Origin of the sequence: Agromyces protaetiae, assembly GCF_030866785.1 — a bacterium.
Lineage (GTDB): Bacteria > Actinomycetota > Actinomycetes > Actinomycetales > Microbacteriaceae > Agromyces > Agromyces silvae.
This window is the reverse complement of the sequence record NZ_CP133018.1, coordinates 634,356-655,359: the sequence shown is the minus strand read 5'-3', so window position 1 is coordinate 655,359 and position 21,004 is coordinate 634,356. Positions and strand designations below refer to the sequence as shown.

General features: G+C 72.9%; 19 protein-coding genes. 9 read left to right on the top strand and 10 right to left on the bottom strand.

The genetic code is table 11. The features are described from left to right. Positions 1 to 9 precede the first annotated feature (9 nt). Complete coding sequence (locus tag QU602_RS03015; RefSeq protein WP_308798683.1) at positions 10 to 444, bottom strand: MaoC family dehydratase; 435 nt, start codon at positions 442 to 444, stop codon at positions 10 to 12. Further along, a complete protein-coding gene (locus tag QU602_RS03010; protein WP_308798682.1) occupies positions 444 to 890 on the bottom strand; it encodes an FAS1-like dehydratase domain-containing protein in 447 nt (148 codons plus the stop codon). Before QU602_RS03010 ends, QU602_RS03015 begins: the two co-directional genes overlap by 1 nt. Positions 891 to 961: 71 nt before the next feature. On the opposite strand from QU602_RS03010, the gene QU602_RS03005 reads away from it, so the two are divergent. Further along, complete coding sequence (locus tag QU602_RS03005) at positions 962 to 1,819, top strand: alpha/beta fold hydrolase (RefSeq protein WP_308798681.1); 858 nt, start codon at positions 962 to 964, stop codon at positions 1,817 to 1,819. After that, complete coding sequence (locus QU602_RS03000) at positions 1,812 to 2,588, top strand: TetR/AcrR family transcriptional regulator (protein WP_308798680.1); 777 nt, start codon at positions 1,812 to 1,814, stop codon at positions 2,586 to 2,588. The genes QU602_RS03005 and QU602_RS03000 overlap by 8 nt, the downstream gene beginning before the upstream one ends. Before the next feature lie 120 nt (positions 2,589 to 2,708). Here the strand turns inward: QU602_RS03000 and QU602_RS02995 are convergent, their stop codons facing one another. Both QU602_RS02995 and QU602_RS02990 read right to left on the bottom strand, forming a co-directional pair. Continuing rightward, positions 2,709 to 3,389 (bottom strand): response regulator transcription factor, encoded by a 681-nt coding sequence (locus QU602_RS02995; RefSeq protein ID WP_308800259.1) that lies wholly within the window; start codon positions 3,387 to 3,389, stop codon positions 2,709 to 2,711. Between the two features lie 25 nt (positions 3,390 to 3,414). Then, positions 3,415 to 4,761 carry an ATP-binding protein gene (locus QU602_RS02990; protein WP_308798679.1) on the bottom strand — a complete coding sequence of 449 codons (1,347 nt, stop codon included), beginning with the start codon at positions 4,759 to 4,761 and terminating at the stop codon, positions 3,415 to 3,417. Between the two features lie 113 nt (positions 4,762 to 4,874). Here QU602_RS02990 and QU602_RS02985 point away from each other — a divergent pair, with 113 nt between their 5' ends. From QU602_RS02985 to QU602_RS02970, 4 genes are all read left to right on the top strand, one after another. Continuing rightward, positions 4,875 to 6,530 carry a PspC domain-containing protein gene (locus QU602_RS02985; protein WP_308798678.1) on the top strand — a complete coding sequence of 552 codons (1,656 nt, stop codon included), beginning with the start codon at positions 4,875 to 4,877 and terminating at the stop codon, positions 6,528 to 6,530. A gap of 29 nt (positions 6,531 to 6,559) precedes the next feature. Next, entirely contained in the window at positions 6,560 to 7,441 is an 882-nt protein-coding gene (locus tag QU602_RS02980; protein ID WP_308798677.1) for a hypothetical protein, read from the top strand. A gap of 197 nt (positions 7,442 to 7,638) precedes the next feature. Beyond that, positions 7,639 to 8,100 (top strand): ArsR/SmtB family transcription factor, encoded by a 462-nt coding sequence (locus tag QU602_RS02975; protein WP_308798676.1) that lies wholly within the window; start codon positions 7,639 to 7,641, stop codon positions 8,098 to 8,100. Position 8,101: 1 nt separating this feature from the next. Continuing rightward, on the top strand, positions 8,102 to 8,773 hold the full coding sequence (locus QU602_RS02970) for an SRPBCC family protein (protein ID WP_308798675.1): 672 nt from the start codon (positions 8,102 to 8,104) through the stop codon (positions 8,771 to 8,773). 351 nt (positions 8,774 to 9,124) lie between these two features. Here the strand turns inward: QU602_RS02970 and QU602_RS02965 are convergent, their stop codons facing one another. From QU602_RS02965 to gabT, 6 genes are all read right to left on the bottom strand, one after another. Continuing rightward, positions 9,125 to 10,642, bottom strand: a complete 1,518-nt coding sequence (locus tag QU602_RS02965) for an APC family permease (protein ID WP_308800258.1) — start codon at positions 10,640 to 10,642, stop codon at positions 9,125 to 9,127. A gap of 143 nt (positions 10,643 to 10,785) precedes the next feature. Then, positions 10,786 to 11,661 carry a universal stress protein gene (locus tag QU602_RS02960; RefSeq protein WP_308798673.1) on the bottom strand — a complete coding sequence of 292 codons (876 nt, stop codon included), beginning with the start codon at positions 11,659 to 11,661 and terminating at the stop codon, positions 10,786 to 10,788. 70 nt (positions 11,662 to 11,731) lie between these two features. Then, positions 11,732 to 13,132, bottom strand: coding sequence for a flavin monoamine oxidase family protein (locus QU602_RS02955; protein ID WP_308798672.1), 1,401 nt, complete (start codon positions 13,130 to 13,132; stop codon positions 11,732 to 11,734). A gap of 98 nt (positions 13,133 to 13,230) precedes the next feature. Next, the gene (locus QU602_RS02950) at positions 13,231 to 14,700 is read right to left on the bottom strand and encodes an NAD-dependent succinate-semialdehyde dehydrogenase (protein WP_308798671.1); all 1,470 of its coding nucleotides are present in this window, start codon (positions 14,698 to 14,700) and stop codon (positions 13,231 to 13,233) included. A 97-nt stretch (positions 14,701 to 14,797) separates the two neighbouring features. Further along, entirely contained in the window at positions 14,798 to 16,186 is a 1,389-nt protein-coding gene (locus QU602_RS02945) for a Glu/Leu/Phe/Val family dehydrogenase (RefSeq protein ID WP_308798670.1), read from the bottom strand. Then, a complete protein-coding gene (gene gabT / locus QU602_RS02940) occupies positions 16,183 to 17,586 on the bottom strand; it encodes a 4-aminobutyrate--2-oxoglutarate transaminase (protein ID WP_308798668.1) in 1,404 nt (467 codons plus the stop codon). The genes QU602_RS02945 and gabT overlap by 4 nt, the downstream gene beginning before the upstream one ends. A 123-nt stretch (positions 17,587 to 17,709) precedes the next feature. Between gabT and QU602_RS02935 the strand changes: the two genes are divergently transcribed. The 3 genes from QU602_RS02935 to QU602_RS02925 all read left to right on the top strand — a co-directional run bounded on the left by QU602_RS02935 (position 17,710) and on the right by QU602_RS02925 (position 20,840). After that, complete coding sequence (locus tag QU602_RS02935; protein WP_308798667.1) at positions 17,710 to 19,272, top strand: PucR family transcriptional regulator; 1,563 nt, start codon at positions 17,710 to 17,712, stop codon at positions 19,270 to 19,272. 593 nt (positions 19,273 to 19,865) lie between these two features. Continuing rightward, on the top strand, positions 19,866 to 20,057 hold the full coding sequence (locus tag QU602_RS02930; protein WP_308798666.1) for a DUF1918 domain-containing protein: 192 nt from the start codon (positions 19,866 to 19,868) through the stop codon (positions 20,055 to 20,057). 24 nt (positions 20,058 to 20,081) lie between these two features. Next, the gene (locus QU602_RS02925; RefSeq protein WP_308798665.1) at positions 20,082 to 20,840 is read left to right on the top strand and encodes an SGNH/GDSL hydrolase family protein; all 759 of its coding nucleotides are present in this window, start codon (positions 20,082 to 20,084) and stop codon (positions 20,838 to 20,840) included. Positions 20,841 to 21,004: the final 164 nt, after the last annotated feature.

Here is a 21,004-nt window from a genome sequence, read left to right as displayed (position 1 = left end):
CCGAGCCCATCAGAGTTGCACGCGCACCTGAGCTTTGCCGAGCACGGTCTCGTCGCGGAACGTCACCGTCAGATCGACCCTGGCGACGCGCGCCTCGGCGTCGAGCTGGCCGACCTTCGCGATGACCGTGACGACCGCGCCGAGCTCGGGGTCGACGATCACGGGCCGGGTGAACCGGGTCTGGTAGTCGAGGATGCGGCCGGGGTCGACCGCCCAGTCGACGACCGGCTGCACGGCGAGGCCCATGGTGAGCATGCCGTGCGCGAGCACGCCGGGCAGTCCGACCGCGCGCGCGACGTCGTCGCGGTAGTGGATCGGGTTGAAGTCGCCCGAGGCACCCGCGTACCGCACGAGCGAGTCGCGTGCGACGGCGAAGACCCGCTCGGCGACCACGTCGCCGACGGTGAGGGCGTCGAACTCGGGGATCTGGATGGTCGCGGTCATCAGTCGTCTCCTCGCACAACGAGGGTCGAGATCGCCGTGACGACGTGTTCGCCCGCGGCGTCGGTGATCCGGGTGTCGGCGCTGACCATCGAGTGGCCACCGAGCGTCTTGACGTTCGACACGGTGAGCGTCGCGGTGAGCTCGTCGCCCGCCAGAATCGGGCGGGTGGTCACGAAGCGCTGGTCGCCGTGCACGACACGCTCGAAGTCGATGCCGGTGTCGGGTTCGGCGAGGAGCGCGGCGAGCGCACGCTCCTGCACGACCACGGCGAAGGTGGGCGGGGCGACGAGGTCGGCGTAGCCGAGGGCGATCGCCGCGTCGAGGTCACGGTTCGCGGGGTTCGTCGCGAAGACCGCATCGGCGAACTCGCGCACCTTCTCACGACCGACGAGATACGGCTCGGTCGGCGGGAACGTCCGCCCCTGGAGCTCGGGGTTCACTGGCACTCCGACAGACTACCGGGCGGGCCGGGCGGCGCCCCTTGCGCCCATAAGCTAATTGCATTAGCTTATGGGCTATGGACATGCACGTATCGGAAGCCGTCCGCTTCCTCGACCGCCCCGACGGCCGCGTCTCCTACACCGTCCAGGGCACCGGTCCGCTCGTCGTCCTGGTGCCCGGCATGGGCGACCTGCGCGCCGTGAACCGCGAGCTGATCGCACCGCTCAACGACGCCGGGTACCGCGTCGCAGCCACCGACCTCCGCGGCATGGGCGACGGCGACACCGGCTTCGCCGAGTTCGGCGACGAGGCGACCGCGGGCGACCTCACCGCGCTCATCCGCGAGCTCGGCGGCCCCGCCGTGCTCGTCGCCAACTCCATGGGCGCCGCGGCGTCGGCGATCGTCGCCGCCGACGCGCCAGACCTCGTCGCGGGGGTCATCGGGGTCGGGCCGATCCTGCGGAATCCGCCCCAGTCGCGCCTCATGCACGCGCTGGCGCCGCTGCTCTTCCGCGCCGCACTCGCGCGGCCGTGGGGCGCCCGCTTCTGGGGCGGCTTCTACCGCTCGCTCAACCGCGGCACCACCGCCCCGTGGCTCGACGAGCACGTCGCCGCCATCGTCGCGAACCTCAGGGAGCCCGGCCGACTGCGCGACTTCCGGAGGCTCGCGCTCACGCTCGACCACGATCCGGCCGAGCGGCGACTGCCCGAGGTGCGGGCGCCCATGCTGCACCTCCTCGGAACCCTCGATCCCGACTACCCCGACCCCGCCGCCGAGGCGACCTGGCTGCGCTCCCTCGGCGCCGAGGTGCACGAGCTCGACGAGACCGGGCACTACCCGCAGGCACAGCGCCCCGACCGCGTCGTGCCGATCGCGCTCGGCTTCCTGCGACGGTTGCGCACGGGCGACGAGTGGCGGATGCCTCGTGCCTAGGGCCGGGCTCACCCGCGACGCCGTCGTCGCCGCGGCGCTCGAGCTCGTCGACGCGGGTGGCGCGTCGGGCTTCGAGCGGCTGACGCTCGCGGCGGTCGCCGAGCGCGTGGGCGTCGCGGTGCCGAGCCTCTACAAGCACGTCGGCGGGCTCGACGACCTGCGCCGCGGCGTGGCCCTCGAGGCGGTGCTCGCACTGCGCGACGTCATCACGCACGAAGCCGTCGGCCGCGCCGGTCCCGCCGCACTGCGCGCCGTGGCGCGAGGCATCCGCTCGTTCGCGACCGCGCATCCCGGCTGGTACGCGGCCGCGCAGTTCGCGCCGGCGGTGAAGCGCGTGGGTCGCACGAGCAGCGGCGGGGCGCGCCCGGGCGACAGCGTCGGCCGCGCCGCAGAGGCGAGCGGGTCGCGCCGCACGGCCGACGCGAGCCGCGCGGTCGACGCCAGCCGCGCAGCCGACGCGAGCCGCGCAGCCGACGCGAGCCGCGCAGCCGACGCGAGCCGCGCAGCCGACACCGGCGACGCTGCCGACTCTGCCGACCCGTTGAGCGACGCCGCGGCCTCGACGGTCGAGGCCCTCGCTGCGGTGCTCCGCGGATTCGAGCTTCCGGACGCGCGCACGGTGGACGCCGTGCGGCTCGTGCGCTCCGCCGTGCACGGCTTCGTGGTGCTCGAGCAGGGCGGCGGGTTCGGGCTGCCCGACGATCTCGACCAGAGCTTCGACGTCCTCGTCGAGGCGACCGTCGCCGGCGTCGGGCGCCTCGCCGACTGACCGCCTGATCCCGCGCGCGACCCCGCCCTTCGCGAGGCGCCGTGAGGACGACATTCGTCCAGGCAGCCGCGGATTTCTGGACGAATATCGTCCTCAGCGCGAACGTCAGGACGTGAGAGGTCAGAGGAGGCGGCGGGCGGTGGCCCATGCGGTGAGCTCGTGACGCGACGAGAGCTGCAGCTTGCGGAGCACGCTCGACACGTGCGTCTCGACCGTCTTCACCGAGATGAAGAGCGTCGCGGCGACCTCCTTGTACGCATAGCCGCGGGCGATGAGCCGCATGACCTCCTGCTCGCGCGTCGAGAGCCGGTCGAGCTCGTCGGCCGCGACCGCGGTCTCACCCACCGCCGCGCCGAACGCGTCGAGCACGAATCCCGCGAGCCTGGGCGAGAAGACCGCGTCGCCGCCCGCGACGGCCACGACGGCCTCGCTCACCTCGGCGCCCGAGGTGCCCTTCGTGATGTAGCCCCGCGCGCCGGCGCGGATCACACCGACGACGTCTTCCGCCTTGTCCGACACGCTCAGCGCGAGGAACCGCGTCGCCGGCACCTCGGCGGCCACCCGGCGCAGCACCTCCGCGCCGCCCGACACCGACGGGTCGGAGCCCCCGGGCAGGTGCACGTCGAGCAGCACCACGTCCGGCCGCTGCGCGGCGATCACCTCGACCGCCGACCCGACATCGTCGGCCTCGCCGACCACGACGATCGACGCAGCGAGGTCGGCACGCAGGCCCGACCGGAAGATCGAGTGGTCGTCCACCACGACCACTCGGAACGGCGCCCGCCCCGAGGCATCCGTCACGTCGCCCGTCTCGTCGCCCTGCACGTCATCCGCCACGCGGCGCCTCCGTCTCGAATCGCAAGTGGACCTCGGTGCCGACGCCGCCGGCGCCGCCGCGCACCGTCGCGGAGCCGCCTGCCCGGCGCATCCGGCCGATGATCGATTCGCGCACGCCGAGCCGGTCGGCCGGCGCCGCCGCCGGGTCGAACCCCGGCCCGCGGTCGCGCACGTACACGTCGACCGTGTTCGGTGAGCCCTCGAGGTACACCGAGACCTCGCCGCCCGCGTGACGCGCCGCATTCAGCATCGCCTCGCGGGTCGCGGCCGCGAGCTCGCCGCTCGCACGCTCGTCGGACATGCCGACCGCGACGACGTCGATGCGCACGGCGTAGTCGAGCTCGAGCGCCGCCGCGAAGTCACGCAGATCGCTCGCGAGATCGCTGTCCGCCGGGGCATCCCCCTCGTACAGCCAGCTGCGCAGCTCGCGTTCCTGCGCGCGCGCCAGCCGGCCCGCCTCGCTCGATGCACCAGCCCGGTTCTGGATGAGCGCGAGCGTCTGCAGCACCGAGTCGTGCAGGTGCGCCGCCATCTCGCTGCGTTGCTCGTCGCGGATACGGCGCACGCGCTCGTCGTTGAGATCGCGCCAGAGCGCGACGAGCGTGGGCGCGTAGACGAGCGCGACCCCGATGAGCGCCGCGAGCGCGAACGCGAGCGCGAGCACCGGCCAGGCGCGTGCGGCCGGGCCGAGCACGAGGACGATCGCGAGCGCCGCGAGCGCGGCCGTGAGCAGCACCCGGACGACGAGCTCGGTGCGGCGCCCGCGCAGCGGGTCGGGCCGGTCGATGAAGCTCACCCAGCAGGCTGCGGCGATCGCCAGCACGATGCCGAGCATGGCCGGTGCGAGCCAGCCGGGCGGCGGGACGGCCGCGCCATCGAAGGAGCCGTCCGCCGACACGACGGCGACCGGCGCACCCCCGGCGAGCGCGATGGCGATGAGGATGAACAGGACGGCCGCGCCGCTGAGCAGGGCCGCCACGGGCGCGCGCCGCACGATGCGCTCAGGCGGGGTGGCGCCGGTGGCGCCGGTCGCGCCTTCGGTCCGCGGCGGGGCGCCCGCGCCGGAGTCCGTGCTCGCACCCGCGCCCGGCGCACCCGCACCCGCGCCCGGCGCACCCGCACCCGGCGCCCACGGCGCGAACGCCCAGAGCCACGCATACAGCAGCACGCCGGCGCCGCCCAGGAGCGTCGCGACCACGAACCCGAGCCGCACGACCCAGACCGGCCAGCCCAGATGGTCGGCAAGCCCGCTCGCCACGCCGGCCACGAGGCAGTCGCGCCGGCGCACGAGCACGCGTGGCGCCGGCGCGGGCGCCGGTCGGGCTGCCGTGGTCATGCTCCGATCCAAGCAGATCACGCTGGACCCGAGTCGGCCCCGGCCGAGGATTCAGGGTCGGGTCAGGGTGCTCCCCCATGGCGAGCCTCGACAGTCGCGGCCACGATCGAAGCATGGCAACGACTTCGACCCCGCCCGGCACCGGGGAACCGCCCGCACCGCAGGCTCCCCCGCCCACGACCGGCTCAGGCTTCTTCGGTTGGCTCAGATCGCTCGGCGTCCCGCGCATGCCCGGCTGGATCGGCGGCGTCGCGTCCGGAATCGCCGCGCGGCTGAACATCGACCCGATCATCGTGCGCGGCGTGCTCGTGGTGTTCGCGCTGTTCGGCGCCCCCGCGTTCCTGCTGTACGGCGCCGCCTGGCTGCTGCTGCCCGACGCCTCGGGCCGGATCCACCTCGAGCGACTGTTCGCCGGCGTCTGGGATCGGGCGCTGGTCGGCATCGCGCTGTTCTTGCTCGTCGGCCTGTTCCCGCTGGCGTTCGGTGGTCCATCGATCGTCGGCGGCGTGTGGGATTCGCTCGACGGCGGCTACTGGGGCTTCCCGTGGTTCAACCCGCTCGGCTTCAATCCGCTGCCGTTCATCTGGGCCATCGTCTTCATCGGCGGTGTGGTCGCCCTCGTCGTGTGGCTCGCGAACCGGGCCAGCCGCAGTGAGCGAGAGACGCCTCCGGATGTCGCGTTCGCGAGGTACGAGGCCGCGGCCGCGGCCGGGCGGGCGGATGCCTCGGCGGCAGCCGCGCCCACCGCTCCGCCGACCGGGGCGGCCCAGGCCGGCCCTGCAGCTCCCGCAGCCTCTGGCGCACCGACCCCGCCCGCCCCGCCGACCGGTGCGGACGCCGCGGGTGCGGGCGGTGCAGCGGGTGCAGCCGGTGCGGCGGGCGCCGGTGCGGGCGCCGGTGCAGCCGGCACGACCGACGAGTACGCCGAATGGCGCCGTCGGCACGAGGCGTGGCGGGTCGAGCACGATGCGTGGCGGCAGTCGCAGGCCGAGGCGAACCGTGCGGCGAAGGCCCAGCTCGCCGCCGAGAACGCGGCGAGAGCCGCGGCCTTCCAGGCACAGGCTCAGCACGAGCGGAACGTCCGCCGCGCCACGCGTCCGCGCACCAGCTTCGCCTACATCGTCGCGGCGCTCGGTGCGAGCATGCTCGCGGGAGCCGTCGCGTCGCTCATCGCGCTCTCGACCGACGCCTCGGATGTGGCGGTCGCGATCGGCCTCGCCGCTGCGACCGCGACGACCGCGCTGTCGATGGTGCTCGCCGGGGCGCTGCGTCGGCGGAGCGGATTCCTCGCGTTCGTCACGATCGTGCTGCTGCTGATCACGATGCTGGCGGCGACCGCACCTCGTGCACCCCGGTTCATCATCGGATCGACGTCGGGCGGCATCTCAGCGTCGACGCTCATGCAGCCGGCCGGGAACACGCACCTCGTCGCCGACGCGAGCCTCGCCGGCGATGGCGGGCCGGTCGAGACCGAGGTCTTCCAGGCCGCCGGGCGCGTCGAGATCGAGATCAGGGACGGCGCACGGGTCCAGGTCAAAGTCGAGTGCGGGAGCTGCTTCGTCGGCTGGGACCGGGTCAGCGCGGACGGCGCGCTGACCGACGTCGAGGGCGTCCAGCTCGATGCGGTCCGAAACGACCGTGATCAGGCCCAGTGGATCTGGGACGAGACCATCGGTGAGGGCCTCGAGCCCGGCGAGACCGACGCGGTCGTCACCGTGCACGCGTTCGCGACCGACGTGCGGATCACCGAATACGCCGACGAGCGTTGACGAACAGACTGACGAGACAGGAACGAGCCATGACCGCATCGAAGTCCCCTGAGCCCGAGCCCGAGCGCACGACCGACGGCGCCGCCACCGAGATCCTGCCGGGCGCGGGACCCACCGACCCTGATCGCGGCCAGCCGGAGGGAGACGGGCCGGTTGCCGACCGCACCCCCGGCGAGGTGCCCGGGGACGATCGCGACCAACCGACGAAGACGTCGCCCACGACCTCGGGTCGCTCGACCCGCGTGCCGCCGAAGCCGAAGGCGACAGCGCCCGGGGATGCCGCGCGGGTCGGGTCTGCAGCCGAAGCGGTGGGCCGCCGTGACGACGACTCCACGACCGAGGTGCTCGCGGGCCACGACGCCGACGGCACACCGACCGAGGTGCTCGATGGCGCACGCGACGCACAGGAGACCGCGGTGCTGCCGGAGACGGAGGAGGCGCGCACCACCCAGGTGCTGCCCGCGGCCGCCCACACCGGCGCCGACACCCGCGTCCTGCCCGAGACGGCGGACACCGGCACCACCCGGGTGCTGCCCGAGACGTGGGGTCTGGGCGGCTCGGCCTCGTCCGGGGCATCCGCACCCCGGCCGGAGGCGCCGGCCGACCTCACCCCGCCACCCGCGCCGGCAGCGACATCGATGCCGGAGGCCGCGCCGCTCCCGGCGGAGCCCGCGCTCCGCGCGCGTGTGCGCTGGGCGGGAATCATCTGGGGGCTCGTGTTCGCGGCCGCCGCGGTCACGATGATCTGGGTGCTCGCCGAGCCCGAGCGGCGCGAGTCGGTCGGCCTCTGGTGGGCCGGCCTCACGCCCGCGGGTCTCGGCCTGACGGCGCTGATCGTCGCGGGCGGCCTGTTGCTCATCGGCGGTCTCACCGGCCTCGCCCGTCACCTCTCGACCCGCAGCACGGCCTGACCCGCCAGCCCGGCACCCCGCCCACGCACCCCGCCCACGCACCCCGCCCACCCGCGTTGGAGGTCGTTCTTCGCGTTTGAGGTCGGTTCTTCCCGACCTCCAACGCGAAGAACGACCTCCAACGTGTGATCGCGCGGGCAGGTCGTTGCAGTAGAATTAGGGTTGACTTATATAAGCGCTGAGTGAATTATGGAGTCATGCACGCGCTTGATGTGATCGGGGATCCGGTTCGTCGCCGGATCCTCGAGCTGCTCGCCGACGGCGAGGTCGCCGCCGGCGAGGTCGGGCGCATCGTGCAGGCCGAGTTCGGCATCAGCCAGCCCGCCGTCTCGCAGCACCTGCGCGTCCTGCGCGAGGCCGGGTTCGCGACCGTCCGGCCCGAGGGCACGCGTCGGCTGTACACGCTCGACCCCGCCCCGATCGCCGAGGCCGCGCAGTGGTTCACGCCGTTCGAGCGGTTCTGGCGCGGGCCGCTCGACGCACTCGGAACCGAGCTCGCTCGCGGAGCGCGCGCCCGACGGCGAGCGGCGGCCACTCAGCCGAGCCGTGTGCCCGAGGCATCCGCCCGCGAAGACCCGGCCGCGCCTGAGAGGCCCGAGGCGCCGCGGCGCCCGACCCGGCCGCAGCCACCGACACCATCCACCACAGAGGAGCACTGACATGGACATCGAAGCTCAGCTCGACGCCGTCGACCGCGGCCTGACGACGGGTACGCGCGATGGCGAAGGCACATATGTACAGACCGTCGCGCAGACCTACCCCGCGCCGATCGACGACGTGTGGGACGCGCTGACCTCGGCCGAACGCATCCCACGCTGGTTTCTCCCGGTCGAGGGCGAGCTCCGCCAGGGCGGCCGGTATCAGCTCGTGGGCAACGCCGGCGGCACGATCGAGTCCTGCGACGCCCCGAACGCGTTCGCCGTCACGTGGGAGTACGGCGGCGGCGTGACCTGGCTCACCGTGCGGCTCAGCGAGATCGACGCCGGGCACACGCGTGTCGAGCTCGAGCACGTCGCCCCGTCGGTCGAGATCGGCGCCGAGATGTGGGAGCAGTTCGGCCCGTCGGCGACCGGCATCGGCTGGGACCAGGCGATCATGGGGCTCGCACTGCATCTCACCGACGGTGCGGACGCCGAGATCACGCCCGACCAGGGCGCCGAATGGTCGATGAGCGACGAGGGCGTCGCGTTCATGCGCGGGAGTGCCGACCGCTGGGCCGCGGCGCACGTCGCGGGTCTCGGCGCCGATCCCGAGGTCGCGCGACGCGCGGCCGACACGACGTTCGCGATGTACACGGGCGCCGCCCCCGCCGATGCACCGCCGGAGAGCTGACCCGCCTCGCTCGCGGTCGCGTCCATTCCTTGCTCAGGAAGCTCGATGCGACACGCCGCGGTGACGCCGCCGACACGCCGCCGAGGCATCCATCCTTCCTGAGCAAGGATCGCGCGGGTGCGGGCGCGCCCGCGCGGGCCCCACGACGGCACCCGGATGCCTCGGCCGCAGCCGCGCGGCGCCGCTCTCCCTTGCTCAGGAAACTCGATGCGACACGCCGCGGTGACGCCGCCGACACGCCGCCGAGGCATCCATCCTTCCTGAGCAAGGATCAAGGGCGGACGATGCAGGCGAACGGATGCATCGAGCCCACGCCGGCCGCGAGGCATCCGCTCGCTCGCGAAGCCGCCGTCAGTCGGCCGACGCGCGCGACAGCGTCTCGCCGCGGAAGAACGCAGGCCGCTTCACGCGCTGCCAGATCATGACGACGACGCCGGTCAGCAGCACCGTCACGCCCAGCACGAACACGAGGCCGACGCCGAACACCGACGACCCCGACCCGTACTCGGGGTCCATGCTGTCGATCAGCGTCGTCACGAACAGCACGCCGAGGATCACGCCGCCGACGAGCGGGAACAGCAGCGTGAAGAAGAACTCGCGCACGCTGCGGAACCAGTGCTTGCGGAAGAACCACACGCACGCGAACGCCGTGATGCCGTAGTAGAAGCAGATCATCATGCCGAGCGCGGTGATCGTGTCCCACAGCACGTTCTCGCTCACGAACCGCATGACCGCGTAGAACCCCGAGGCGACGATCGCCGACACCACCGTCGCGTACCCGGGCGTGAAGAATCGGGGGCTCACGCGGGAGAATTTCTCGGGCAGCGCACCGTAGTGCCCCATGGCGAGCAGCGTGCGCGCGGGCGACACGAACGTCGACTGCAGGCTCGACGCCGAGCTCGTGAGCACCGCGAGCGAGACCAGCACCGCGAGCGGCCCGAGCACGGGTCCGGCGAGCGCGAAGAACACATTGTCCTGGATGTCCGGGTTGCCGAGCCCGAACTCCCCCTCGCCGACGCCCGCGAACGAGATCAGCGAGACCGAGATGAGCAGGTAGAGCGTCACGATGATGCCGACCGTGATGGTCGCGGCGCGCCCTGGCGTCTTCTCCGACCCGCGCGTCTCCTCGTTCATCGTGAGCGTGACGTCCCAGCCCCAGAAGATGAAGATCGACAGCGACAGGCCTGCCGCGAACGCCGAGAACGACGAGACGGCGAACGGGTTGAACCACGACCAGTCGATGGCCGTCGCGTCGAACGCGTTCCCGTTCGCCACCGCCACGAGGGCCATGACCGAGAACAGCACCAGCACGAGCACCTGGAAGCCCACGAGCCAGTACTGCAGCTTCTGCGTGGTCTGCATGTCGCGGTACGAGATCCAGGTGGCGCCGAGCATGAACAGCAGGCAGGTCACGACGTTGATGAGCGGGTTCGCCGCGAGGCCCGCGATGTCGGGGTTGCCGGTCACCTGCGAGATCAGCAGGAACAGGAAGTCGACCGCGATGCCCGCCAGGTTCGACAGCACGAGGATCGTCGCGGCGACGAGTCCCCAGCCGGCCATCCAGCCGATCCACGGGCCGAAGGCCCGGGTCGCCCACGTGAACGACGTGCCCGAGTCGGGCATGCGGCGGTTGAGCTCGCGGTAGCCGAAGGCCACGAGCAGCATCGGGATGAACCCGACGAGGATGATCGCGGGCACCTGCACGCCGACCTCGGACACGGTCGGCCCGAGGGCGGCGGTGAGCGTGTACGCGGGCGCGATGCACGAGATGCCGATGACGATCGCGCCGATGAGACCCACGGACCCGGCGGAGAGGCCCTTCTTCGAGAGGCCGCGCTCGTCGCCGACCGCAGCGGTGGCGGTGGTCATGGGCGGGTCGCCGGCCGGCGGCTGGGCGTGGGACTCGGGCTGCGTCATCGCGAGACTTCCTTCAGGGGGCGATTCGGCTCGTCGGGATCGGACGGGCCATCAGATGCTACGGGTGAGCGGATGCCTCGGGCGACTGCCGCGGCTCAGCCGCGGGTCCGGGGCACGACGATCATGGGGACGGGCAGTTCGCGCAGCATCTTCGCCGCGGTCGAACCGAGGAACAGCCGGTGCGGCGAGGCGAGCCGGCTGGACCCGACGAGCACGAGCTCGCCGGCGTGCCAGTCGAGCGCCTTGACGGCCTCTTCCACGCTCTCGCCCGTCGCGACCTGGGCGGTCACGTCGATGCCGTCGGGCAGCGCCGCGCGCGCCGACTCGAGCACCTCTTCGGCGTGCGTGGTGCTCGTGAGGTGGGCGAGCTCGGCGTCGAGCCCGGACGGCAGGTCGATGGGCACGAGCGACACGAGCCGCAGGGGTGCGTGCACGGCGCGGGCGAGCGCGACGGATGCCTCGAGCAGCCGTTGTGCACCTGGCCGGGTGCCGACCGCGGTGGTGACCCGCGTGACGCCCTGCCCCGGCCGGATGTCGCGTGAGCCCGCGGGGGCCAGCGCGACGGGGACGTCCGACGAGTGCAGCAGCTCGTTCGCGACCGAGCCGATGCGGGCGCGGCCGAGGAGGCCGCCGCGGGCGGCGCCCACGACGATCAGCGCCGCATCGAACTCGTGCGCCGCGGCCGTGAGCCCTTCGGCGAACGACTCCGCGTACCGGATGTGCAGCGCCTGCGCGATCTCGTCGCCGATGGCGGCGGATGCCTCGGCGAGCCAGCTGCGCCCGCGCTCCTTCACGTGTCGTTCGTAGCCGGGGTCGGGCGGCACGACGCCGCCACGCGCCTCGATCGGCAGCACGAGCACGACCTCGAGTCGGCCCTCGGCTGCGGCCGCGATGCGTGCACCCAGGGCGAGCGCATCGGCGCCCGAGTCGTCCGCGGTGTAGCCGACGACGATGCGCAGCTCGTCCGTCATGTTCGCTCCTCGGTGGTGGTCAGTATCGTGGCTCGTTCAGGATCGTGGCTCGTTCAGGATCGTGGCTCGTTCAGGATCGTGGCTCGTTCAGGATCTGTTCGGCGACGAGCCGTCCCATGCGGATCGCGCCGTCGACGTGCTGGTAGCCCTTGCCGGCCATGTCGCTGCACGCGAAGCGGATCGGGCCGACCGCCGCGCGCAGATCCTCACCGTACCGGGCGAGGCCGCCGAGGTCGAAGCTCGCGGCGTACGCGCCGCGGGTCCACTCCTCGGAGCCCCAGTCGCTCTCGTAGTAGACGACGGGGGTCAGCGCCTCGTCGCCGTAGTAGTGCGCGAGCGACTCGAGGATGCGCGCCTTGCGCTCTTCGGCCGTGAGCCGGAACACCTCGTCGGCGGCCTCGTCGGCGACGAAGCCGACGAGCGTGCCGCGCGGATCGTCATGGTTGGTGTTGTCGTAGGCCTCGTGCACGAGCTCGTACGGGCTGAACGCGGTGCCCGAGAGTCCCTGCTCGCGCCAGAACGCGCGGTCGTAGACCGCGTGCACCTTGATGACGAAGCCCATGGAGAGGTGCTGGTGCATCTGCTGCTGCCGGCGCGGCAGCGGGGGCTCGTACGAGATGCGGCTGAGCAGGATCGGGGGCATCGCGAGCACGGCGTGCGCGGCGTGCACCTCGAGGTCGTCGGTCACGGCGACGACGCGTCCGCGACCCGTGCCGTCCGAGGCATCCGCTCGCCCTTCGGCGCGCTCCGCCCAGCGCAGCGTCCTGACCGGCTGACCGAGCCGCACCGCGTCGCCGAGCCGCTCGGCGAGCCGGATCGGCACCTGCTGCAGGCCGCCGACGACCCGGCGGTCGAGGATGAAGTCGGCGTCGACGAGGTGTGAGAACGAGCCGGCGGATGCCGCCATGAGCAGCGCCTGCAGCGCCGAGAACGCGTGCGCGGGCTTGGTGAGCATCGCACCCGCGATGAACATGCCGATGTTCTCGCGCGCCTCCTCGTCGGCCGTCTGCGTCTCGAGCCAGTGCGCGAACGAGATCTCGTCGAGCTCTTTGGCGCGGGGGTGGTCCCACGGCCGGTCGGGGTCGATCTCGGCGACGAGCGCATCGAGGCGGTCGATGAGCGAGACGATCTGCTGCTCGGTCGCCTCGGGCACGGGGAAGATGTCGCCCTCGAAGCGGCGCAGCTCGCCGTCGGGGCCGCGATACAGGTTTACGCCCTCGCGGTAGCGGGGGTATGTGTCGAGGCCGAGGTCGTCGAGGGTCTCGATGAGCGCGTCCTGGTCGGGCGACACCCATTGCCCGCCGATCTCGAGGGTCGCCCCGTCGACGTCGCCGGTCCAGAGGCGGCCGCCGACCCGGTCTCGCGCTTCGAGCACCACGACGGCCTTGCCCGCAGCGCGAAGCCTCGTCGCGGCGGTGAGGCCGGCTGCGCCGGCCCCCACGACCACGACGTCCGTGTCGATGCGTTCCATACCTGGTCCATTCATATCGCCGAGTGATGACGAAATTTCGCCCGAGACCCGCGATTTCGTCAACACTCGGCGCAGATCGACATCACTCGGCGAAGGGGTTACGCCAGCGGGATGAGGGTGTACTTGGTGTCGAGGTACTCGTGGATGCCCTCGAAGCCGCCCTCGCGGCCGATGCCCGATTGCTTGATGCCGCCGAACGGCGCCGCCGCGTTCGACACGAGCCCGGTGTTCAGGCCCATCATGCCCGTCGCGAGGCGGTCGATCATGCGGTGTCCGCGCTCGAGGTCCCGCGTGAAGACGTACGAGATGAGCCCGTACTCGGTGTTGTTCGCGAGCCGCACGGCCTCGTCCTCATCGGTGAAGGTCGTGATGCCGAGCACCGGCCCGAAGATCTCCTCCTTCAGCAGGCGCGCCGACGACGACACGTCGCCGAGCACCGTCGGCGCGTAGAACGAGCCGGTGCCGTCGATGGGCGAGCCGCCGACGAGCACGGTCGCGCCCTTCGAGACCGCGTCCTGCACGAGCTCGTCGGTCGAGGCCACGGCCTTGTCGTCGATGAGCGGGCCGATCGCGACGCCGTCTTCGGTGCCGCGGCCGACGCGCATGTCGCGCACGCGCTCGGCGACCCGGCGCGCGAACTCCTCGGCGACGGCCTCGTGCACGATGAACCGGTTCGCCGCGGTGCACGCCTGCCCGACATTGCGGAACTTCGCCACGAGCGCGCCGTTGACCGCCGCGTCGAGGTCGGCGTCGTCGAAGATCACGAACGGCGCGTTGCCGCCGAGCTCCATCGACGTACGGAGGATGCCCTGCGCGGCCTGCTGCATGAGGGTGCGGCCGACCTCGGTCGAGCCGGTGAACGACAGCTTGCGCAGCCGCGGGTCGGCAATGATCGGGGCCGAGAGCTTCGACGAGCTCGACGTCGTGACGACGTTCACCACACCGGCCGGCAGGCCGACCTCCTCGAGCAGTTGGACGAACGCGATGGTCGTGAGCGGCGTGAGCGCGGCGGGCTTGATGACCACCGTGCAGCCGGCGGCGAGCGCGGGCGCGATCTTGCGGGTCGCCATCGCGAGCGGGAAGTTCCACGGCGTGATGAAGAACGACGGGCCGACGGGGCGCTGCGAGACGACCATGCGGCCCGTGCCCTCGGGGTTCAGGCCGTAACGGCCCGTGATGCGCACGGCCTCCTCGCTGAACCAGCGCAGGAACTCGCCGCCGTACCCGACCTCGCCGCGCGCCTCGGCGAGCGGCTTGCCCATCTCCATGGTCATGAGGAGCGCGAACTCCTCTTTGCGCGCCTGCAGCGCGTCGAACGCGCGGCGCAGCAGTTCACCGCGTTCGCGCGGGGCCGTCGCGGCCCACGACTCCTGGGCGGCGACCGCGGCGTCGAGTGCGCGGATCCCGTCGGCCGGCGAGGCATCCGCGATCTCCTTGATGACCTCACCGGTCGCCGGGTCGGAGACGGTCAAGGTGCGGCCGCCTTCGGCGTCCACCCATTCGCCGCCGATGAAGAGGCCGGTGGCGACCTTCTCGAGGACGGCGGATTCCTGCGTTGCGGTGGTCATTTCGCTCCTTCTCGGGGACGGTACGTGTGAAGTCTGGCGATGTTCGAGGGTGACACGGTCGGATGCCCCGGGCGGGGCGCTTGCGGGAGGGTCGGACTCAGGGGTACAGGCCGCGGAGCCGGTGCGCTTCGGCGACGCGTTCGACGGCGAGCGCCGTCGCGGCCGTGCGCAGCGACAGGTCACGGGCGGCGGCGTAACCGAGCACGTGCTCCCACGCGTTCAGCATGCGTTCCTCCAGTCTGCTCTCGACCTCGTCGGCCCGCCACCAGTAGGCCTGATTGGCCTGCACCCACTCGAAGTAGGACACGATGACGCCGCCGGCGTTCGCGAGGATGTCGGGCACGACGAGCACACCCCGCTCACGCAGCACCCGGTCGGCCGCGGGCGTGGTCGGGCCGTTCGCGCCCTCAACGATCACGCCGGCCTGGATCGCGCCGGCGTTGCCCTCGTGGATGACGCCCTCGACCGCGGCCGGCACGAGCAGATCGACGTCGTGGGTGAGCACCGCGTCGCGGTCGAGCGCATCGCCGCCGGTGAAGCCCGTGACCGATCCGGTGGCGCGCACGTGGTCGATGAGCGCTTCGACGTCGAGGCCGCGGTCGTTCGCGACCGCGCCGAACTGGTCGCTGACCGCGGTCACCTGCACCCCGGCCTCGGCGAGGAACCGCGCCGTATCGGCGCCGACCTTGCCGAAGCCCTGCACCGCGGCGGTCGACCGCGCCGGGTCGAGTCCGGCATGCCGCAGCGCGGCGAGCGCGATGTGCGTGACACCGCGGCTCGTGGCGCTCGCGCGCCCGAGCGACCCGCCGAGCGAGATCGGCTTGCCCGTGACGATGCCGGGCACGGTGTACCCGGAGTTCACCGAGTAGGTGTCCATGATCCAGGCCATGGTCTGCTCGTCGGTACCGATGTCGGGGGCCGGGATGTCGCGCTCGGGCCCGATGATGGGCAGGATCTCGCTCGTGTAGCGGCGGGTCACACGCTCGAGCTCGGCGGTCGAGTGCGCGCGCGGGTCGATGGCGAGCCCGCCCTTCGCGCCGCCGTACGGCACGTCGATCAGGGCGCACTTCCAGGTCATCCACATGGCGAGCGCGCGCACCTCGTCGAGGTGCACGTTCGGCGCGTAGCGGAGGCCGCCCTTCGCGGGGCCGCGCGAGAAGTTGTGCTGCACGCGGTAGCCGAGATACAGCCGGCTCTCCCCCGAGTCGAGGCGCAGCGGCACCGCGACGCTCAGCTCGCGACGCGGGGTCGCGAGCATCGCGTGCAGGCCGTCGGAGTATCCGAGCAGCTGCACCGCCTCGGTCAGCTGCGCGCGGGCGTCGACCAGCGGGGTCGCCTCGGGCGCGACGGCAGGCGCAGCGGTGACGGATGCCTCGGACGGCACAGATGCCTCGGGCGCCGCCGTTGCCCGGGACGCCGCGGATGCCTCGGACGCCGCCGTTGCCCGGTGCTGCGCGCCGACCACGTCGTCGACGAGCGGGTTCATGCGCGCGTGAGTCCCTCGGCGATGACCGAGAGCCCGTCGATGAGGAGCTCGTCGCTGATCGTCAGGGGCGGCAGGAACCGGATCACATTGCCGTACGTGCCGCAGGTGAGCAGCACCACGCCGTTGGCGTGGGCGTACGCCGCGACCTCCGACGTGAGCTTCGCGTCGGGCGCACCGGTCGCCGGGTCGACGAGCTCGATCGCGACCATCGCTCCGCGGCCGCGGACGTCGCCGATGCGGGGGTCGGCCGTGCGCAGGGCGTTGAGGCGGCCGAGCAGCACGGCGCCGATCTGCTGGGCGCGCTCGATGAGCCCGTCCTCCTCGTAGGCCTCGATCGCCGCGAGGGCCGCGGCCGAGGCGATCGGGCTGCCGGCGTAGGTGCCGCCGAGCCCGCCCGACATGGCGGAGTCCATGATGTCGGCGCGACCCGTGACCGCCGAGAGCGGCAGGCCGCCCGCGATGCCCTTGGCCGTGACGACGAGGTCGGGCACGACGCCCTCGTGGTCGACCGCGAACCAGGCGCCCGTGCGGGCGAAGCCCGTCTGCACCTCGTCGGCGATGAACACGACGCCGTTCGCCTTCGCCCAGTCGGCGAGCGCCGACAGGTAGCCCGGCGCGGGCACGATGAAGCCGCCCTCACCCTGGATCGGCTCGATGATGAGCGCGGCGAGGTTCTCGACGCCCACCTGCTTCTCGATCTGCAGGATGGCCTTGGCCGCGGCATCCGCCCCACTCAGCCCGCCGTCGCGGAACGGATACGACAGCGGCGCGCGGTAGATCTCGGGCGCGAACGGACCGAAGCCGCTCTTGTACGGGATGTTCTTGGCCGTGAGGCCCATCGTGAGGTTCGTGCGCCCGTGGTAGGCGTGGTCGAAGGCGACGACGGCCTGCTTCTTGGTGAAGTGCCGGGCGATCTTGACGGCGTTCTCGACGGCCTCGGCGCCCGAGTTGAAGAGCGCCGTGCGCTTCACGTGGTCGCCGGGCGTGAGCTCGTTGAGCTTCTCGGCGACGGCGACGTACGACTCGTAGGGCGCGACCGTGAAGCACGTGTGCGTGAAGGCGTTGAGCTGCGCCGTGACCGCCTCGACGACGCGCGGGTTGGCGTTGCCGACGCCCGTGACGGCGATGCCCGAGCTGAGGTCGATGAGCGAGTTGCCGTCGGCGTCGACGATGACGCCGCCACCCGCGGCGACGACCGAGATCGGCAGCGCGGCGCCGACGCCGGCCGCGACGGCCTCGGCCTTGCGGCGCATGAGCTCCTGCGAGCGCGGCCCGGGGATCGCGGTGACGAGCCGGCGCTCCTGCGGGAGGCCGGGTCCGCCGGTCACCGTGGCCTTGGTGTCGGTGGCCTCGGTGTGGCTGGCCTGGGTGTCGCTGGCCTGGGTGTCGACGAGGGTCATGGCTGCTCCTGCTCGTGAGTGGGCGTCTGGCGGCCATGCTAGGCAGCGCATGGTCGGTCGTGCGCCTCCCGTGTGTACACTCGGAAGCATCCCGCTGGACACGCTGTACATAGGGGTCCCTCGATGCCACCCACCGTTCGCACACTGCTCGCTCGCGAGGAGCTCGGACTCCGCCTCCTCGTCGAGGAGTCGGTCCTGCCGTCCGGCGCGCTCGACGCCCCCGTGCCCTGGGCGCACTCGTCAGACCTCGTCGACCCCGCGCCCTTCCTCGACCCCGGGCACGTGCTGCTCACCACCGGCACCCAGTTCGGCGCCGACTCCGGCAACGACGACCCCGAGCGGTTCGGCGACTACGTCGCTCGACTCCGCGACGCGGGCATCGCCGCGCTGGGGTTCGGCACCGAGGTGGTCCGCGACGGCACACCGGCGGTCCTCATCGAGGCCTGCACGCGGCACGGGCTGCCACTCTTCGAGGTGCCCTACCGCGTCCCGTTCATCCGCGTCGCCCGCACGGTCGCCGACCTCAACACCGCCGACGCGAACGCCCGCCAGGCCTGGGCGCTGCAGGCGCAGCGTGCCATCTCACTCGCCGCGCTGCGGCCCGACGGACTCGGGGCGACACTCGCCGAGCTGTCGCACCGGCTCGGCGCATGGGTCGGACTCGTCGACGCCGCGGGCGGGCTCGACCGCGAGGCGCCCGCCGGCGGCCTCGCCCAGCCCGCGCTCGGCGAGGTCGTCGGCGAGGCGCGCACGATGCTCAGGCGTGGCCAGCGCGCGAGCCGCACGGTCGAGGCCGGCGCCGCCGTCGGCACCCCGCACCGCGTCACGCTGCAGACCCTCGGCGCGGGCGGCGCGCTCCGCGGCGTGCTCGCCATCGGCGACTCCCCCGAGCTCGACCAGGCGGGCCGCGAGGTGGTGACCGCCGTGATCGCCCTCGCCGGGCTCGCGCTCGAGCAGAACCGTGATCTCGACCGCGCGCGCGGGCACCTGCGATCGGGCCTGCTCAGATCGATCCTCGCGGGCGACCTCGACCTCGCCGCGGGCGTCGCCGCCGAGATGTGGGGCGCGCTTCCCGAGCCGCCCATGCGGGTCGCGGTCGCCGACGTGCCCTCCGAGCACGCCGACCGGCTCGTCGAGCTGCTCGAGCTGCGCGTCGACGAGCGCGCCGGGCGACTGTTCTTCGGGCGCGACGACGACACCGTCGTGCTGCTCGCCGAGCCCGCCGACGCGGGGCTCGCGGACGAGCTGGCGCGCGAGTTCGGTGTCGCAGTGGGCGTCTCCGACGAGGTCGCCGAGCTCGGCGGCGGCGCGGCCCGCGGCGCGCACGAGCAGGCGCTGCGCGCCCTCGAACGGGCTCGTGAGCAAGGTGCATCCGTCATCGCATTCGAGGAGATCAGCCGACAGGGCGTGCTCGCCTTCCTCGCCCGCACCGACGCGCGCGCCGTGGCGCGCGCAACCCTCGCGCCGCTCGCCGACCACGACACCGCGAACGGCACGACGCTGATCGCGACCACGCGCACCTGGCTCGAACACGGCGGCCAGTTCGACGCGACCGCCCAGGCGCTCGGCGTGCACCGCCACACCGTGCGCAGCCGCATCGGGCTCGCCGAGCGCCTGCTCGGCCGCGACCTCTCGGGCTTCCACGCCCGCGCCGACCTCTGGGCCGCGCTGCTCGCCGTCGACTGACCCGCCGGCCCGCTGCCCGCCCCCCGCCCGACCGGTGCCCGACCCCCGGCCCCGCCGGTGCCCGGCCCCGATCTCGCCCGACCTCGCCCCGCTGCTCGCCCGCTGCCCGCCCGCTGCCCGCCCCCGCTGCCCTATCCCCGGCCCCGCCGCTGCCCGGCCCCGATCTCGCCCGACCTCGCCCCGCTGCTCGCCCCGCTGCCCGCCCCCACTGCCCCACCCACCCCGATCGCTTGCTCAGGAATCCCCTGCATACCCGCGGCGTGTCGCACGCCGACACACCGCACACACACCCGAAATTCCTGAACAAGGACTCCGAACCACGCTGACCTCGGGGCGTGCCCCGCGGGGCATCCGGTCGGCCCCGCCCCACCCCAGTACGCCCCGCCGCCCGGCCCCGCCCGCCCGCGCACCCGGCCGCGCCCCGCCCGCGCCCCCACCCACCCCGATTCCTTGCTCAGGAATCCCCTGCGCACCCGCGGCGTGTCGTGCGCCGACACGCCGCAGAAGCGCCCGCCGTTCCTGAATTGGGAACACCAGACGGGGTGACCGCGGGGCGGGCGCGGCGTACCCTGGTCGCGAGCGAAGGGGCTTCCATGCGCGCAACGGTCGGGGATCGTCTGGTCATCCACAGCAAGCAGGTCGGGCAGGCCGACCGGCACGGGGAGGTGCTCGAGGTGCGCGGCTCCGACGGCGGCCCGCCCTACTTCGTACGGTTCGACGACGGGCACGAGACACTGCTCTACCCCGGCGGCGACTGCGAGCTCGAGCACGCCAGCGGTTCATGATCCGCTGCCGCTAGCGTGGAGCCCATGTTCCACACGTACGCCGCGATCGGCGACAGCTTCACCGAGGGGGTCGGCGACGAGCTGCCCGACGGCTCGGCGCGTGGCTGGGCCGACTTCGTCGCCCTCGCGCTCGCGCGCGCCGCGCGGGAGCCGATCGGGTACGCGAACCTCGCGATCCGCGGCCGGAAGCTCAGCCCGATCGTCGAGGAGCAGCTCGAGGTCGCGATCGCCCTGCGGCCGGACGTGATCAGCTTCAACGGGGGCGGCAACGACATGCTTCGCCCGCGCATGCCCGAGGAGCGTGTGGCCGGGCTGTTCCGCACCGCGGTGCACCGCATCCGCGACGAGGGCATCCACGTGCTCATGCTGAGCGGCGCGAACCCGACCGACCATCTGCCGCTCGGGCGCGTGTTCGACGCCCGCGGCGCCCGGCTCACTGCCGCCCTGCTCGACCTCGCGGAGCTCGACGGCGTGACCTTCGTCGACAACTTCAACGACCGCGGCCTCCGAGACATCCGCTATTGGTCGCCCGACAAGCTGCACCTGAACTCGCTCGGGCACACCCGCGTCGCGAGCAACGTGCTCACCGCGATCGGGGTGCCCGTGCCGCCGGAGTGGGGTGTCGAAGAGGTCGCGGCCGCGCCCGCGGGACCACGCAGCCGCAACACGGCCGCGTACTACCGCGAGTTCGTGCTGCCCTGGATCGGCCGCCGATTGACCGGCCGCTCGTCGGGCGACGGCCGCACCGCGAAGCGTGCGACCCTCCTCCCGGTCGACCCCTGACCCATCCGCCGAGTGATGACGAAATGGGTCGAACGCCCCCTCGTTTCGTCATCACTCGAGCCATTTCGTCATCACTCGAGGGCCGGGCCAGGCCGGGCCGGGCCAGGCCGGGCGGGCCGGGCGGCCGGGCCGGGCGCCGGGCCGGGCCAGGCGGGCCGGGCCAG